This is a genomic window from Paenibacillus campinasensis (assembly GCF_002272015.1).
In the GTDB taxonomy this organism is placed as follows: domain Bacteria; phylum Bacillota; class Bacilli; order Paenibacillales; family Paenibacillaceae; genus Paenibacillus_AQ; species Paenibacillus_AQ campinasensis.
Genome location: NZ_NPBY01000003.1, coordinates 1 through 17,202, shown reverse-complemented (window position 1 = coordinate 17,202; position 17,202 = coordinate 1). Strand labels below are relative to the sequence as shown.

11 protein-coding genes are annotated in these 17,202 nt (G+C 53.6%); all 11 read right to left on the bottom strand.

The window, feature by feature from the left end:
• Positions 1 to 37 precede the first annotated feature (37 nt).
• The 11 genes from iolG to CHH67_RS00405 all read right to left on the bottom strand — a co-directional run bounded on the left by iolG (position 38) and on the right by CHH67_RS00405 (position 16,738).
• Positions 38 to 1,060 carry an inositol 2-dehydrogenase gene (iolG, locus tag CHH67_RS00455; RefSeq protein WP_095263011.1) on the bottom strand — a complete coding sequence of 341 codons (1,023 nt, stop codon included), beginning with the start codon at positions 1,058 to 1,060 and terminating at the stop codon, positions 38 to 40.
• A 94-nt stretch (positions 1,061 to 1,154) separates the two neighbouring features.
• Entirely contained in the window at positions 1,155 to 2,609 is a 1,455-nt protein-coding gene (locus CHH67_RS00450) for a CoA-acylating methylmalonate-semialdehyde dehydrogenase (RefSeq protein WP_095263010.1), read from the bottom strand.
• A 39-nt stretch (positions 2,610 to 2,648) separates the two neighbouring features.
• Positions 2,649 to 3,647 (bottom strand): 5-dehydro-2-deoxygluconokinase, encoded by a 999-nt coding sequence (gene iolC, locus CHH67_RS00445; RefSeq protein WP_095263203.1) that lies wholly within the window; start codon positions 3,645 to 3,647, stop codon positions 2,649 to 2,651.
• 9 nt (positions 3,648 to 3,656) lie between these two features.
• The gene (gene iolE, locus CHH67_RS00440) at positions 3,657 to 4,577 is read right to left on the bottom strand and encodes a myo-inosose-2 dehydratase (RefSeq protein WP_244908044.1); all 921 of its coding nucleotides are present in this window, start codon (positions 4,575 to 4,577) and stop codon (positions 3,657 to 3,659) included.
• Positions 4,578 to 4,698: 121 nt separating this feature from the next.
• Positions 4,699 to 6,564: a 3D-(3,5/4)-trihydroxycyclohexane-1,2-dione acylhydrolase (decyclizing) gene (gene iolD / locus CHH67_RS00435; protein ID WP_095263009.1), complete on the bottom strand. Its 1,866-nt coding sequence runs from the start codon at positions 6,562 to 6,564 to the stop codon at positions 4,699 to 4,701.
• 144 nt (positions 6,565 to 6,708) lie between these two features.
• A complete protein-coding gene (locus CHH67_RS00430) occupies positions 6,709 to 8,946 on the bottom strand; it encodes a glycoside hydrolase family 88/105 protein (protein ID WP_095263008.1) in 2,238 nt (745 codons plus the stop codon).
• Between the two features lie 45 nt (positions 8,947 to 8,991).
• Positions 8,992 to 10,746: a hypothetical protein gene (locus tag CHH67_RS00425; protein ID WP_342351943.1), complete on the bottom strand. Its 1,755-nt coding sequence runs from the start codon at positions 10,744 to 10,746 to the stop codon at positions 8,992 to 8,994.
• 35 nt (positions 10,747 to 10,781) lie between these two features.
• Positions 10,782 to 11,657, bottom strand: coding sequence for a carbohydrate ABC transporter permease (locus CHH67_RS00420; protein ID WP_095263007.1), 876 nt, complete (start codon positions 11,655 to 11,657; stop codon positions 10,782 to 10,784).
• A gap of 67 nt (positions 11,658 to 11,724) precedes the next feature.
• The gene (locus CHH67_RS00415) at positions 11,725 to 12,627 is read right to left on the bottom strand and encodes an ABC transporter permease (RefSeq protein ID WP_095263006.1); all 903 of its coding nucleotides are present in this window, start codon (positions 12,625 to 12,627) and stop codon (positions 11,725 to 11,727) included.
• A gap of 91 nt (positions 12,628 to 12,718) precedes the next feature.
• Positions 12,719 to 14,326, bottom strand: a complete 1,608-nt coding sequence (locus CHH67_RS00410; protein ID WP_095263005.1) for an extracellular solute-binding protein — start codon at positions 14,324 to 14,326, stop codon at positions 12,719 to 12,721.
• Positions 14,327 to 14,548: 222 nt separating this feature from the next.
• Positions 14,549 to 16,738, bottom strand: a complete 2,190-nt coding sequence (locus tag CHH67_RS00405; protein WP_244908043.1) for a helix-turn-helix transcriptional regulator — start codon at positions 16,736 to 16,738, stop codon at positions 14,549 to 14,551.
• Positions 16,739 to 17,202: the final 464 nt, after the last annotated feature.

Below are 17,202 nucleotides of genomic sequence, written 5' to 3'. Positions count from 1 at the left end.
TCTATTGAATTATCGATTTTAATCATATAGCCTGCCACTACTCGGCAGCTATGGACAGCTTCACCGGCACCGGCCTGCCCAGACGGAGAGACTCCGCCGCAGCACAGGCCATCAGCTCTGCTTGCATGCCATCCTCGCCGTTAACCGGAACCTGCCGCCCTTCCGCAAGGCAGGCAATAAATTGCCGGGCTTCATCCGCATAGGCTTCATTGTATCGTTCCAGAAAAAAATGCAGCGGATTGTCGCGGCGAACGCCGTCCTCCGTATGAATCTCGGCCGTATTCGGATAGTCGTTGTTTACCCCGACAGCTCCGCCCGATCCGAATACTTCAACGCGCTGATCGTAGCCGTACACTGCCTTTCGACTGTTGTCGATAATGCCTATCGCACCGCTTGCGAACTGAATCGTCACGACGGCCGTATCCACGTCCCCGCACTGTTCGAACACGGGATCAACCAGCACGCTGCCGACCGCGCTGATCGTAACCGCCTCCTCTCCGCTTACATAACGGGCCATGTCAAAGTCATGAATCATCATGTCCATGAAAATCCCGCCGGAAGAACGAATATAGCTTTCCCCGGGTGGACTAGGATCGCGAGATGTGATCTTCACGATATGCGGCTGCCCTATTTCGCCGCTGGACACAATCTCCTTGATCCGTTTGAAATTATGGTCAAATCGTCGATTGAATCCGACCTGCAGCTGTACCCCTGCGGCCTTGACCGCTTCCAGCGCCTCCGCCGTCTGCGAAACCTCCATGCTGATTGGCTTCTCGCAGAAGATATGCTTGCCAGCAGCCGCCGCCAGCTTAATGAATGGCACATGCGTATCCGTTGGCGAGCAGATGAACACGGCCTGGATCGCCGGATCGTCCATCCATTCAGCTGCATCCTTCGTTACGGTCCGGATCCCCCGCTCCGCTGCCCACTGCCGCAGCGCTTCGTCAGCGAACGGATCGCTTACGGCGACCACCTCTGCATTTCCTTGACGCTGTAAATTCTCAATGTGTATTTTACCGATCCGTCCGGCACCGATGATGCCGACCTTTATTGTTCCCATAGGCTTAACGTCCCCTTGTCTCCCGAATTCGTCAGTTGTATGTCAGAAGGAATGTTCCCGTTGCTCCCGGGCCACCCTTCGCACATCCTTCCTCCTACCAACGCGCCGTAACCATTTTCTTGCGGGTATAGAACTCAACGCCATCCGGACCGTTCGCGTGCAGGTCACCGTAGAACGAATTTTTCCAGCCCGAAAACGGGAAAAAGGCCATCGGCGCCGGAACCCCCAGATTAATGCCCAGCATGCCTGCATCGATCGTTTCCCGGAACTTCCGGACATGGCTGCCGTTTTTCGTAAACAAGCAAGCACCGTTCGCAAATTCGGACTTGTTCGCGATCGCGATCGCCTCGTCCAGCGTATCCGCCCGGATTATCGAAAGCACCGGAGCAAAAATCTCGTCCTGCCAAATTTTCATGTCGGAAGATACCTGATCGAAAATCGTGGGTCCGACAAAATAGCCTGTGCCGTCCGTGGCTGCATCCTTGCGTCCGTCGCGAACCAGCAGAGCGCCCTCTTTCTCGCCGATTTCGATGTATTGTAGTGTTCGTTCTTTATGCGCGTCCCGAATAACGGGACCCAGAAACACCCCTTCATCCAGGCCATTGCCGATCACGATTGCATCTGCCGCTTCCTTCAGCTTGGTCACCAGCGGATCCGCCGCTTCGCCGACAGCCACCACAACCGCGCAAGCCATGCAGCGTTCCCCGGCCGAGCCAAAGGCCGCGCTAATAATCTGTTTCACCGCAGCATCGAGATCGGCGTCCGGCATGACGATGGAATGGTTCTTCGCGCCTGCCAGCGCTTGAACCCGCTTGCCATGAGCCGCGCCGGTCTTGTAGACATACTCGGCGACCGGCTGGGAACCCACAAAGGAAATGGCCCGCACATCCGGATGCTCCAGCAGGCCGTTAACCACTTCGTGCGCACCGTGTACAACGGACAGGACGCCTGGGGGCAGGCCGGCCTCCATAAACAATTCGGCCAAGCGATTGGCCAAGAGAGGGGTCCGCTCGGACGGCTTCAGCACGAACGTATTGCCGCAGGCGATCGCCAGCGGAAACATCCAGCATGGCACCATCATCGGGAAGTTAAACGGCGTAATGCCGCCGACAACGCCGATCGGGTAGCGGTACATTCCCGATTCCAGATTGGTGGCGATATCGGGAAGCTGTCTGCCCATCATCAGCGTGGGGGCACCGGCTGCAAATTCCACGCATTCAATGCCGCGCTGAACCTCACCGTAAGCTTCCTCGTAGCTCTTGCCATTCTCGGTCGTGACAATGCGCGCAAGCTCCTCCCAATGCTCCACAAGCAGCTGCTGATACTTGAACAGAATGCGCGCCCGGCGCGGCACCGCCGTCTGACTCCAGGTACTGAACGCGTCCTTCGCCGCGGCTACCGCAGCATCCAGCTCTTCTCTTGTCGATAAAGGCACATAACCGAGAACTTCCTCTGTTGCCGGATTAACAACCGGCAGTGTGTGTGTTGAAACTGAGGTCGTCCACTGTCCGCCAATCAAGTTTTTGATCTTCGTTGCTTCTGTTGCCATGGTACACGCTCCCCTACGATTATTAGCTCTTGGACTTGTTTATTCATCTGCCTGGCTGGATTCCATGAATTCATCAATTTGGCGGGCTGTCGGCATCGCGTCCGAGCAGCTGTGGCTGGACACGACGATCGCCGCCGCCGCGCTGCCGTAAGTCATGCTGCGTTCGATCGGCCAGCCCTTCATCAAGCCGTATAACAGCCCCGCGGCATACGAATCCCCAGCTCCAAACGTCTTGATTACCTGCGCCTTAAAGCTTCGCGCGCGGTGGCTTGATCCGTCCTTGGTGTAGGCAATCGAGCCTTCCTTTCCATGCTTGATCACAACGATTTCAGCCCGATAATCGAACCATTTGGAGGCCGTCACCCGGTCGCTTTTGTCCGGATTCGATTCGAAACGCTCCATCATATCAAATTCCTCGCGCGTACCGATCACAATATGGCAGTACTCTGCGGCTAAATTGTAGTAAACCGCTGTCTCTTCATCAGAGCTCCAGGTGTACGGCCGATAGTCCAGATCGAAAGCAACGACAACCCCATGCCTTCGCGCATATTGAAGCGCCTGGAACACCGCCTCCCGTGACGGGCTCTTCGCCAGCGCCGTGCCGGAGATGAGCAGCAACTTCGCCTCGGCGATCCGCTCCTCCTGCACCTCGCCCGGCGTCAGCAGCAGATCGGCGGCATTGTCGCGATACATGAGGATGCTGCAGTCTGTCGGACTTTTGATCTCTGTAAAAGCGAGTCCGGTGACAGCGCCGGAATGATCGGTTACCACATTGCGGGTATCGATGCTGTTCTGTTGTAAATATCGCGTAATAAACCGCCCCATCTGATCATTTGACACTTTGCCAATAAAACCGGTGCTCATCCCTAGACGCGACATTCCGATGCAGATGTTAGCCGGCGAGCCGCCGACATACTTGGTGAAAGTGACCGTATCCTCCATCGGCCGATTGATCTCATTGGCGTTCAGATCAATGCACAGCCGCCCGATCGCAACAAAATCAACCGGCTTGCTGAAATCAAATGCCAGTGTGCTCATCGTGACCATCTACTCCTCTCCTTCCCTGCTGGCCGGAAGCCATGCCTTTAAATATTCAAGGGATCGCCGCGCATACTCGTACGGGGGATGGAGCGCCGGATCCTGCTCTCCCTCCAGCATCGCCCAGCCATCATATTCGCGCTGGACGAGCAGCGCCATAATCGGGGCAAAATCAATGCAGCCATCGCCCGGTACCGTAAAGACCCCCTTGCGGATGCAGGTCACAAAATCGGCACCCTCCCGGCGGGCCTCCTCCAAAACTGCGTCCCTCACATCCTTCAAGTGGATATAAGCGATCCGGTCGTAGTGCTTTTGCAGCAGATTCAGCGGATCGGCACCGCCATAATAAGCGTGGCCTGTATCATACAAGAGGTGCACCAGCGAAGGATCCGTAAGCGCCATTAAACGGTCGATTTCTTCCGGACTTTCCACCACAGTCCCGCCATGATGATGGTAAGCCAGCTTCATCCCGTATTCCGCGGCGATGCGCCCAGCAGCATTCAGTCCCTCCGCCAAAGCCTCCCAGCCGGCTTCATCAAGCCGGATTACTTCCTTCTCATTCGGCGTCCGGCGCGGGTCGAAATGAAGCGAGCCGCCTACCTCCGCCGTGCTGATGACCGTGCTCCCCATTTCATGTAAAAAAGCAGCATGCAGCCGATACGCCTCTAACTCGCTTTGGTGATACGCCGGATCGGAGAACAGCACCGACTTCCACTGAGAAACCAGACGTATCCCCCGGCTTGCCAGCGTTTGCTTGAGTACATCCGTCTCCTTCGGAAATTTTCGGCCCATTTCCGTTCCCGTCAGCCCCAGTCTTTGAATATCATCGATAATCTCTTCATAGGTGGTGTTATCCCCATGCTCGCGGACGTCCTCGCCGACCCAGTTAATCGGATGAATGCCCAGCTTCATCTTTAAGCCTCTTCGCATCTCCCGCCAGCCTCCTCATATTTGAAAATGACGACTTCGTGATGTGAAATCACAAAACAGCATGAGCTCCTTCAGGCTTCCACTTGCGCTTATTGCAGTAGCTCTATGGACAAGCACATCCTTATCTAGGCCTCGCTTGCTCAATTCGCTTTTGCATTTCCCGGTGCGCAGCAAGCACTTTCTCGCTGGACGATGCCCCCGGCACGCCAACCCTCCACCACGATTCATAATCCCCGGTATTGGTGCCAGGCACCACCTTGATGTCAATCAGCGTGGATATCGCCTCACGCTTCGCCTTGACCAGTGCCTCCTGAAGCTCCTCCGCGTTTGTTGCCGTATAAGCTTTGGCTCCCATGCTCCGCGCATGAGCGGCATAGTCGATGGGCATATATTCGCCTGTCAGATTGCCTCCGGGCACACGTCGGCGAAACTCATTGCCGAACCCGTCGCTTCCGTGGCTGCGCTGCAAATTGTGAATGCACTGAAAGCCGTGGTTGTCAAACAGCAGGACGGTGATTTTCGTTCCTTCCTGGAGGCTGGTCACCAGCTCCGAGTGCAGCATCAAGTAACTTCCATCTCCCAAGACGGCGTATACCTCGCGGTCCGGCTCGGCGAGGCTCGCACCAAACGCTCCGCTGACCTCATAACCCATACAGGAAAAACCATATTCCGCGTGATAGGTGCCCGGCTGCGCGGCCCGCCACAAGCGGTGCATATCCCCGGGGAGGCTTCCCGCCGCGAACACCACCACATCCTTCTCCGTCAGGCTGCGGTTAATGATGCCAAGCGCACGGGTTTGCGAAAGTCCCTCAGCACATTCGATTTCATACAACCGGTCAACCTCCCCATCCCACGCTGCTTTCAGATCAGCCAGCTCCTCAGCGGCATACCCGCTTTGATAGGCTCGTTCAGATAGAGCCTCTCGGAGCGCCTCAAGCCCTTCCCTCGCATCCGCCGCAATCGATACGCCGTCCAGCTTCACCGCATCCATGCCGTTCACATTGATGTTCACGAACACGGCGTTGTCTCCAAAGGCAGACTTGGAGGAAGTCGTAAAGTCGGAGTACCGGGTCCCCACGCCAATGATAACGTCCGCTTCTCGTGCTAATCGGTTGGCTGCAGCTGTTCCCGTCACCCCGATCCCGCCCATGCTGAGCGGATGCTTCCAGGAAATGGCGCTCTTGCCTGCCTGGGTCTCAGCGATCGGAATCCCGAATGCTTCCGCGAAAGCCATAAGATCGGAAGCGGCTTCGCTGTAGTGGACGCCGCCGCCTGCAATGATCAGCGGCCGGCGTTTGCCGGCGATCTGTTCGCTGGCGCGCTGGATCGCTTCCCGTGCAGGAGGCCTGCGGTCTATAACATGAATGCGCTTACGCAAGAATTCGGCCGGATAGTCGTACACCTCGGCCTGCACATCCTGAGGCAGCGCCAGGGTCACCGCACCGGTCTCGGCAGGGTCGGTCAACACCCGCATCGCCTGCAGCGCCGCACTCATCAGCTGCTCCGGACGGGTAATCCGGTCCCAGTACCGGCTAACTGGGCGGAAAGCATCCGCTGCCGATACCGTATAATCCCCAGGCACCTCAAGCTGCTGCAGCACCGGGTCGGGCTGGCGACAGGCAAAATTATCGCCAGGGAGCAAGAGCACCGGAATCCGGTTCACCGTGGCTGTCGCTGCCGCAGTGACCATATTCAGCGCGCCTGGGCCGATTGAGGTTGTACATGCATAAATTTGCCGGCGGCGCTTCTGTTTGGCGTAGGCCGCTGCAGCGTGCACCATGCCCTGTTCATTTTTGCCCTGGATGTAGCATAGCCCTGTCTGTTCCCGCTCGATCGCTTCACCGATTCCCGTCACATTGCCATGCCCGAAGATTCCCATGATTCCTCTGACGAATTTCGTTTCCACTCCGTCCAGCACGACAAATTGGTTATCCAGAAAATGCAGAAGCGCCTGGGCCATCGTCAGCCGAACCGTCTTTGTCTTCATTGTGAACTCATCCCCTTACGATTATTGGGTTAAGCGCTTAACTCGCTGAAGAATCATACGGCCAGCTCCAGCCATATGATGAATATTTATATTCCTGAATCCGTGGAAAATATGTTGCCCCTGTCATGAAAAAAAGCGACTGCGTCAAGAGCGTTCATCCGCTGATCGCATCAGCGCGGCTTTAAGCTGCATAATTTCAACGCCGGCCAGCATCACGATCCCGATACCGTGGTTATCATTCAGCACGGTCCGCAAATCATCCATATAGTAATAAGGTGAATAGGAGTACCTGGAGCCGCTGCATACACCGTGCACATTCCCCTGCAGGTCGATCGCATGCCTGGCAAGCCCCTCCCAGCCTTTCATAGCTGCTTCGGCGTAAGGGCCCGTTCGATCCAGCCATCCCATACGCACCCCTCGCGAAAAGGCATATACGAACATGGCAGTGCACGACGCCTCCAAGTAAGCGTCAGGGCGGTTCAGAACTTGATGCCACAGCCCTGAGTCCGACTGCAGTGCTGCAATTCCTGCGCTCAGCTCCCGAAACATGGTGAGCAAATCTTCACGATCCTTATGATCCTCCGGCAGCCGCTCAAGCAGCTCGCTCAGCGAGAACAGTACCCAGCCGTTGCCGCGACCCCATGGAATGCGGGTGGGCTTCCCGTATTTGAAATCATAGACATGGGACATGACGCCTTGATCCTCCATGAACAAATAACGCCGGTACAGCAGAAACTGCCTCGCTGCTTCATTCATCGCCGCAGGATCGCCCGTCGCCTGGGAATAACGAATCAGGAACGGTCCGCTCATATACAGGTCATCAGCCCACATCGTGTTTGCGGAGTACTCTCCTTCGCACAAGCGATAGAACGCTCCATCCTCCCGCCGCTCCAGCTGTGTCAGCATAAAATCGGCGATGCTGTCCGCGATCTTCCTAAATTCGGGCTGCCCTCCTGAAAGATAAGCTTCCAGCATCGCTGATCCGAAGGAACCGCAATTGTCCAGCATCTTGATCAGCACCAGCTGATGGTTGATCGCCGGAAAGCCATACTCCGCTAGATCCCACAGCGAATATTCATACATCTGCGCGCAGCTTTCGATATGGGACAACGCATATTTCTCCATATCCGAACGATCCAATGCTTGTGCGGTTCGCAGCAGGCCATACATCGTAACGCCAAGCGGATAATCCCACCGTCCATAGTTGGTTGCCCCTCCGGTCGTCCATTTGTTACTCAGCATGGCGTTCTCATAGTAGGGCCGAACACGCGTGGACGGCGCGTCAACAGTCCAATATACGAAGCCGTCAAGACCGGCGAAAGGGGACTGGATGGAGCGGATCTGAGCTGGCGTGTACATCGCTTCAACGGGCAGCGGAGCCAGGTACAGCCACGGACTCGTATTCCCGTGAACCGTCACCGGTTGGGACAACGGTAAGGTGCGTCCCTGTGCAGCTGCCTGCAGCTCGAATCCCCAGCCGTCGTGTGAAGATACTGTCCGGACCAATATCTGGTTCACGCCAGGTGTAACGTCGATCTCTGCCCGAAACGCGCCGCTTTCCGCAACACGGACCACCACCCGATCGTCCAGCCAGATTTGAGCAGGTCCATAGCTCCTGCCGCTCAGTTCAAGCTTCGCTAGCGAGGCCGGCACGCGGATGGAACTCCAGCCGTAACCGGCGGCGGTACGGTCCGGGCGGCCGTACATGCGCTCCAGGTTCGGCAACGCCAGCTCGCGATACTGCCACTGGACAGCAGGCAGCCACTTCCGTCCACTATCCGCTTCCGATTTCCGCCAATCCGGAAATGCTTGACCGGCCTCACCGAAATCGGTAGACTTGACCGGCTCCGAATACACCCAGCCCGCGCTGCCCTTCCGATCGGCGAATGGGGCGAGCACTTGCATGATCCGCACCTTCGCCTCATCGGCGCCAAACCGGCAGCCGAAGCCAGACGCCGTCTTTCTCGCTTCAATCAGCAGCGTGTTCCACCCATAGCCGAAAGTCAAAGGCACCTTGATCCGCGCGTTCGGGTCAAGCTCGTCTACCACGGTCGAGCGATACTCCAGCTTCTCATTCACGAACAGCCGCACAGGGCCAAGCACTTCCATGACACCATCAATCGATCGCTCGCCCTCGCTCCAAACGAGGCCGAAGGCATACACATAGTCGCCTTCCTCCGCCTGCGGGAGCCTTTCGGAAAAATCCAGGTCATATAAGCCGTCCCTATTCTGCAATATCCCTGCTTTCGAAAAAGCCCGCAGGGCAAATGGGACCGGAGGGTTCGCCCCCATATAGCGTCCGGCCACGAGTTCCAGTATCCGTTCATCCTCATTCCCGAACCAATAACGGGCGCTTTCCCTCTCCTCTACGTACCCGATCATGCGTCTCTCTCCTCCCATCCTTCACGTGAATTAAAGGCATGCCCATTAACGAGATAGTCTTAATTCGAACGTCCGGTCATAAGGCGTGAGCACGTTCACAAGCAGTGTCCGGTAATCGGCCGGGTATCCGGCATTGTTGATTCCCATGGCCCAATGCTCATATGCGCCGCCTTCAAGTTCAATCCAATCCGCTCCTGCTGCCAAACGAACCGGCCCTTGCTTCCAAAAGTACGTTTCGCCCGCGATCTGCTCAAGATCTCCGCCAGCCAATACGCCTTCCTTGCCCAGGACAAATGAAATTTGTGTCAAAATCGGCTCCTCCCTTTGACAGCGGACTCGAATGCTCCAGCCTCGTTCGGTTTCCTCCAGCATGATTTCAACCTGATGCTGCTGTTCGTGGGTCACCTTCCGCAAATGATGCGGCAGCAAATACCAAGGGCTGACAAGCCCGCTTGCCGTTTCGGGCAGGTCCTCCTTAGAAACGGGGCCGTAATATCCTTTTTTCTCAAGCGCACTTAAACGAACACCCTGATCTAATGTCTCCAACCGGCTCGGCTTGACGAAGCCTGGACCGAAGGACGACGCAATCTGAACCCCCAGCAGCCGTACAGCCCCATGGCGCAGCGCGAAGAACGAGTTCGTCTCTGTCATGACGGTCGTGCTGGTCGCTCCGCGTCGATAGCGGGCAATCGGAGCGCCAAAGTCAGGATGAAGCTTGCTGTGATAAATCCGGCCATGATGCCCGGCGGCTTCCATCCCGCTCAGGTAGTGCTCCCGTGCGAATCCGCCGTTAAGAATTACGCCGTAGGAGTCAGGCAAGGCACTTGCCTCTACGGTGGACTCAAGCAGCTTCGGATAGCGCAGCAGCCCGAGCAGCGCATGATTGGGCAACCCGCCGGGATGCTTAAGCGACCGGCCTGCCAGCTCGGCAAGCGCCTCGAATAACGGATCCTGATCGCGGTGAGCCATCAGCTTGGCACAGAGGAAATATCCGCTCATATCGTGCGCATGCCCAAAATCCTGACGTCCGGAATAATCGGTGACTACTTCTCCGTCCGGGTGGACCAGATAGGCCATCATCCTAAGATTCCGGCGCACCGGCTCGAGCAGCTCGGGCCGCTCCAGCTGCTCCGCAGCATAATACAGCACAATATTGCTGACCGCGTTATAAATGCCGTTGCTTCGTTCTGTCCATTCCCCATCCTCCGTACAGTCCATTCCTTCCGCAATCCATTCTTCCGCCCTGGCCTTTAGCTCCTTCCGCCCTGTCAGCTTATACATAAATCCGAGCGCTGAGGATATCACCCATCGGTGATTGGGAGTATGGCATCCGCCCGTGAGCAGAACGGGAATCGTTCGCTCCAGAAACGTATAAATATCCGCCACCACCTTCTGTAACCGCTCATATCGGTCAGCATGGCTGCTCAGCAGCGCATACACTTGGGCTAGCCCGCTTACAACGAAGGCCGTGTCCGGCGGGGAATGAAGATTGGTCCATGGCGGGGAAATCGAGCCGTCTTCATGCTGGGACCGGAGCATAAACTCCGCAGCCAGTTCCAAACGATGCACCAGCTCATCATCGTGATAAAATCGGGAATCCTTGTTCACGAGGGCACAGGCCCAGGTTGCCATATCTTTTGGTGTTCCGCCGTGACTCGGCCAGGCTAGGCCGTTTGCCGGATCAACGACGCCTCCGTGGAAGCGGCTTTCCTTATCAAGCACCTGATGCTCCATCGCCATCTGTGCGAATTCATCATTCGCTGCAACTAACTTGTCATATATCGCCACATATCTCCCCACACTTTCTTATAAATGTCACGGTAACGCTGGTCATGTCATCCCTTAATTGCGCCAATCATGACTCCGTTGACAAAATAACGCTGCAGCCACGGGTACACAAGCAGAATCGGAACCGTAGCAAACATGACGCTTGCCGCCTTTAATCCTTCGGGCACGAGCTTCGCAACAGCTCCCGCTCCTTCCGCCGCCAGCAGATCGGTAATCATGTTATTCTGGATCAGCTGGTACAACTTCAGCTGCAGCGGGTACAGCTCCGGACTGTTGATGTACATGAGCGTATCTTGAAATCCATTCCACCGTCCTACCGCATAGAACAGGCTGAGCGTGGCGATGACGGGGAGTGACAGCGGAAGGATAATGCCGATCAACGTTCGGAAATGACTGCTGCCGTCGATCTCCGCAGACTCCTCCAGACTCTCGGGAATATTATTAAAGAAGGTGATCAATATGATTAAATAGAACGGATTAATCAAACCGGGCAGTACGAGCGCCCAGATCGTATCAAGCAAATTCAGACTGCGGACCAGAATGTACTCCGGTATGATGCCGCCGCTGAAGAACATCGTGATGACCACGACGGTCATAAGCAGCTTGCGCCCCCTCAGCTTTCTCTTCGACAATGGATACCCGGCCGCGATGGTCATGATCATGCAGAGCACTGTGAATAAAGTGGTCAGCATCACCGTGAAGCCAAGGGAACGTATCATCGAAGAATCGGTAAAGACCTGCTTGTAGGATTCAAAATTAATCTCAACCGGAATCAGATTGACTTTTCCCGATAGAATAGGTCCTGGTGAGCTTAAGGAAACTGCTAATATATGAATAAATGGAGCCAGACACAGCAGTGTGGCGATCGTTAAAACTATAAAATTGACAGTATTGAACACGCGATTGGCTGTTTGCTCACTCACAGACGTCCGCTCCTTTCCAGTAAATCATCCCTTGCATTGGCAGCCATTTCACCGTATCCCGCTCCCCTCACATAATGCCTTCGTCCGTGAGTTTCTTGGAGATATAGTTGGCCGAAAGAACCATAACCAGCCCTACGACAGCCTGAAATAAGCCAACGACGGTAGCCAGCGTATATTGGCCGGATTGAAGACCAATCCGATATACAAAGGTGCTTAATACATCAGAATATTCGCGCACGGCCAAGTTGCCGATCACATACGGACGATCGAAGCCGATCGTGATCAGATGCCCCAGATTAATAATGAGCAGCATAACAATCGTCGGTTTGAGACCCGGGAGCGTAATATGCCATATCCGTTTCATTCTGCCGGCGCCATCGATGCTTGCCGCTTCAAACAATTCTCTATTGATGCCGGTCAACGCCGCTAAATAGATGATCGTTCCCCAGCCCGCACTTTGCCATACGCCGATCAGTAGGTACGTCACAAGCCAAATATTTTTCTCTGTGAGAAATGGTATAGCCTCATATCCCAGTGAAGTGATAACATTGTTGATCATGCCGGACTGTGTGCCGAACACCTGGGCAGCGATACCACCGATAATCACCCAGGATATAAAGTGAGGGATATACAGAATGGTTTGGGATAGCTTCTTAAACCAGACGGTCCTCATCTCGTAGAGCAGAATAGCCAAGATGATCGGTGCCGGGAACGAGACGACTAAATCCAGAAAATTGAGCATCAGCGTATTGCGAAGTGTAAGGTAAAAGTCCCGCATGCCAAATACTTCTCGGAATGCCTCGAACCCGATCCATTCGCTTCCTTGGATCCCTTGAAAAAAGTTGAAGTCTTTAAACGCGATTTGGATCCCGTACATCGGACCGTACTTGAATATGATGAAAAATGCCAGCGGCAGCATAACCAGCGCATACAGCTGCCAATATCTGCGGAAATATACTTTTGAACTCACAGCGGCCCCTCCCTATGCGATTGGTTCACACAGGAGACGAGAGATCGAGAGATCACCCGAGCTCAGTCTCCCGTTATGACCAAACCTGACTTTATTTGGACTGCATCTCTTGATAGACAGCTGTGCGCTCGTCGAGGATCGCCTGTCCTCCACTTGCCATATAGTCCTTCATCATCGTTTCATACACGTTGTCGAATTGGTCCGGCTTTGCCATCGTTGTTTTTACAAGCATCTCTTTGAATTTCTCCTGCAATGTTGTCCCGTATTTCGTCTGGGCATCAATAGGTCTGCTCAGGACCACCGGCTCAATCAGATCGGTATTGGCAAGCTCCTGCGCGATCGCTACAATATCCTGATATTCTTTCGGGAATTGCATCGCTCTCGCTCTCAGATTCAGCTCCTCGCTTCCAAGCTGCTTGCCGTTGGAGATGATCGCCATGTCGCCACTATTGTACAGGCGGTTCAGCGCTTCCTCCGTTTGATTCTCCATCGCAACGGGAACGTCGTCTACCATCGTGTAGTTCTCTCCTTCAACGCCGTTCTGCATGTGGAACAGGTGATCGTCGGTGGCCATCCATTCGAGATACTTGATGGCTTCAACGGCACGATTGCTCGATTTCGGCACCATAATATACATGCCGTTCGGATTGTACATCGGTTTGGCATACTTGCCTTCAGGATTTAAATAGACATCCACCGCAGCTAAGGTGGCACCTGGGACGTTCTTTTGCAAAGTAGCATACATGCCGTTCTCGTAGAATGGATTAACATCGTCCTCGCTGAAGAAGCCTACTTTGCCTGAAGAAACGTCCTCGCCTAGCTTTTTCTTATCTGTATCCAGCGCAAAGTCCCTGCTCATCAATCCTTCGTTGTACAGCTTATTCATAAACTGCAGCGCTTCCTTAAAGCCTGGCAGAAGGGTCGGATAATCATTGGAGCCGAGTGTTTGCGTCAGCGTGTAGCTCTGTTCTTCCGTGAGCGGCTCGATGAAAGACCAGATCAGCGGCTCATACTGGGCATTTGCCACCGTCATGGCTAACGGAATGACTTGTCCCCCCGTCTCACCCGGGTCTTTCTCTTTGAAAGCCTTCAGCACTTCATACAGCTCCTCTGTCGTTTTCGGCACATCAAGCCCCAGCTTATCAAGCCAATCCTGGCGGATAAAGGAAGCATATTTGCCGACTTGCGAGCGCTTGGCCGGAACCGCGTATTGTGTGCCTTCATAAAGGCCGTACTGCAGGATGTCTTCACCGAGGAAAGCCGTTAAATTCGGAGCATGCTCTTCAAGCAGCGGAGCCAGATCGGTCAAGCCTCCCTGTGAAGCATAGCGGTTAAATGTATTCGTATCATACGTGAACACGATATCCGGCACATCGCTGCCGCTTGCCATCAACACATTCAGCTTCTCCACCTCTTCGGAGCGGGGTACGGGTACGAATTCAACATCGATATTGTTGGGATCGCCGAAGTTCTCCTGAACGTATCTTGTCAAGTAGTTGTCCGTGATGGTGGACCCTGCTGGAGAGTTTCCTCTATCGAACACTTCGATCTTGAGCGTCACCCGTTGTCCGGATTCCGACCCGCTTGATCCGCCTGACTCATTGGAGTTTGAATTGGACGAGCAGGCCGTGAACAGCAGCAGGACCGCTAGAATGACAGAAACCATCGCCATCCCGTTTCTTTTTGTATTTCCAAGCATCTTACCATCCCCTTCTTCGATTATGATGTTCATCCGACGAGCCCATGAATGATGGCGTTTTCATAATCGTGGTTGTCGGTCTCTTCGGAATGACCAAAGTATGGCATGATACCGGATAAAGCGGCAATAAACTTGTTTCAAAGCGATAAACTGTTGTGGATTTAGCTTTTCAGTGGTGGGATAAAGCGGATTCGCGCAATAAACCTTTTTCATGAAATGCTGTCAATGGCGGGTTTTGTCAGGCCTTATCTTCAATCTCCGGTACTCTCCCGGCGTAACACCTACCACTCGTTTGAACACGCGGCCAAACGTAATCGAATTGGCGTAGCCGACCTGAGTCGAAATATTCTGTATCGTCTCATTGGTTTCAGCAAGCAATTGCTGTGCCCGCTCCATTCGCAGCTTCACGATAAAATCAACAAATTTCAGGTTGAATTCTTCTTTGAACAAATAACTGGCGTATTTCGGGGAAATATGAAACCGGTCGCTTAAATGCTTCAGGGACAGGTCTGGATTCTCAAAATTCTCTTCGATATAAGCCTTGATCTCGCCGATCATCGCACGATGGTTTTTCGTTTCGCTGTGCGCCACGTACAAGCGGTATACTTCCGTTAAATGCTCGAAGTAACATGCCTTTAAATCCTCCAGCGATCCTGCCGTTCCATCAACATTCAGCTGTGTGACCATTTTCGGGTTCTCAAGATGGTCATATAAATCATCAGACATGGAGGACAATTCATATCCCAGCATATCCATCATCATTTGCAGCACCGTACGAATGTCCTCATCCTTCAAGCAATCCTTTTTCATTTGCTCGAACAGCCTCTCCATGCAGGTGCGCCACTCGCCGTCCAGATGCCGAAATTCCTTCACCAACTCCGAGCTGATTAATACATATTCATACCATCTGCGGTCCGACGCCTCCGGCAAGTCCTCGCTGATCATAATCGCTTCTTTCCCGAGCGATAGCTTATGCTGCAGCACATCCTCCGCTGCTTTATAGGAACGCTTCATATGCTGCCAATCCACCTCCAGCTGCCCGATGCAGAACAAGAGAGAAAAGCGCAGATGCTGCTCAACCCACTCCCTTCCTTTATCCGCAAACCCTTTGATATGATGTAACGCGGAGGAATGACTGTTGCTTACGCCAACAATCATGCCCATCCTCTCCTCGGCGACCCATTCCGCCCAGCAATACATGCCCTCCATTTGAGCAAGCTCCTGCAGCACATTGGTTAAGGCAAATTTCAGCGTGCGCTGGTCCCGCTCCGAGAATGTGCTGCGAAAATCATGGTAGTTTCTGATCTCCACCACCACGAATGCCAACTGAGGATCCTCCATATCAGGATGCACCCCGAGCTTCTTCAAGCGTTCATCCAGCCTGCTTAGCTTCTCGCCCAGCATAATGTCATAGAACAGTTGACGCCGGCTAACCAGCAGATTCTCCCGCTGCTGCTTCTCAAAATCGGCTGCCTGACGTATCAGATTCTCCAACGTTTGATCAATCAGGGCCATCTCATCCCGATTTAGACTCGGTGCATCCTCCCGTTCGTGAAGCGACTCAATCCGGCTCATCATCGTTCGAATCGGCTTATAATTTCTTTTCGTAATAAACACGATGTAGATCAAAGCGAGCACAACCGTAACGATACCGATTACTACCCATATATAAGAAATAAGCGATACCCATAAAAATAGGTGACCGGCCGCAATGCCACTCTCAAACTGCCAGCCGAGCAAATCCAGCGTGATCCGATTCACAACTTTCCCTTGCTGATCATCCTTGCCTGCATCGGCTGAACGGGTAGAAAACAACAGCTCTCCCGAAGCATCCCGTACATCCAGAAAGGAAACCTCATTGCTGTTCATCGAGCGAATCATCTGCTCTACAGCGTAGACATCAATATTGATGACCACCAGGCCATCATTGCCGAAGGGCAGAGGTTCCCTTTTATACATGGAGACAACCTGCTTCTCCTGGTCCAAGCCGAATTCCCTATAGCTTCGGATAGGTGACCAGCTTCGGGTATCCAGCCTGATCAACGCTTGTTCGATGAAGGAGCGGTCGGCGAACCTGTCCGAGTCCACGAGCCCGCTCCGTGTCAGCACCTTTTCGTCTTGAATGCGATAAATGTATATCGAGTGAATCAAGCTGTCGCTGGCTACCAGCTCGCGCAAGCTGCCCGCCACGTCAATGATAATCTGGCTGTTCTGCTCGGTAAGCGCCACATTCAGAAAATCCTCGTAACGTTTATTTTTTTCGATTTCCTTCAGCACGTCCATTTCAATTCCTTTGAGCGAACTGCTCAGCCGGCCTACCACGTAATCGGTCGTGATCCGGTCGGCTTTGACCGTTTGCTTGTACGAAATATCACTTACGACAATAATAAAAATGAATATGAGCACAGCCATCGTTACGAAAAAAATAGGGAAATAAGATAATAACATTCGCCGATACCAGTTCTTTTTCATTTCACCCCTCCGATCCTCAAACGCCTGTGGACTTGCCATGCTTAACCGACACTTTTTTGTCACCGTAAAAGAAAGCGCTTACCTCGGTATTGTAAAAGACGACCTTCAAATTCGTCAACGAGAAACGAAAGTAAACCTCCCGATCTCTCTCCTGCATCACGGATTCAGCACAGCCGTCTGTTCGTTTAGGTGATCTATAATGGGTTCGACGAATTCGAATTCATTTTGATATATTGATATTAGGAAAGATGTTAATAAAAGGAGTCGCTTTATTTATGAAAAAACTGATCAAAGGACTATTAGCCGGTATAATCGCGCTCACTACAGTCGGCGGGGGGCCCGTCCATGAAGTGCAAGCTTCCGGGAGATTTAAAGATGTGCCTGCGAACCATTGGGCCAAGAGT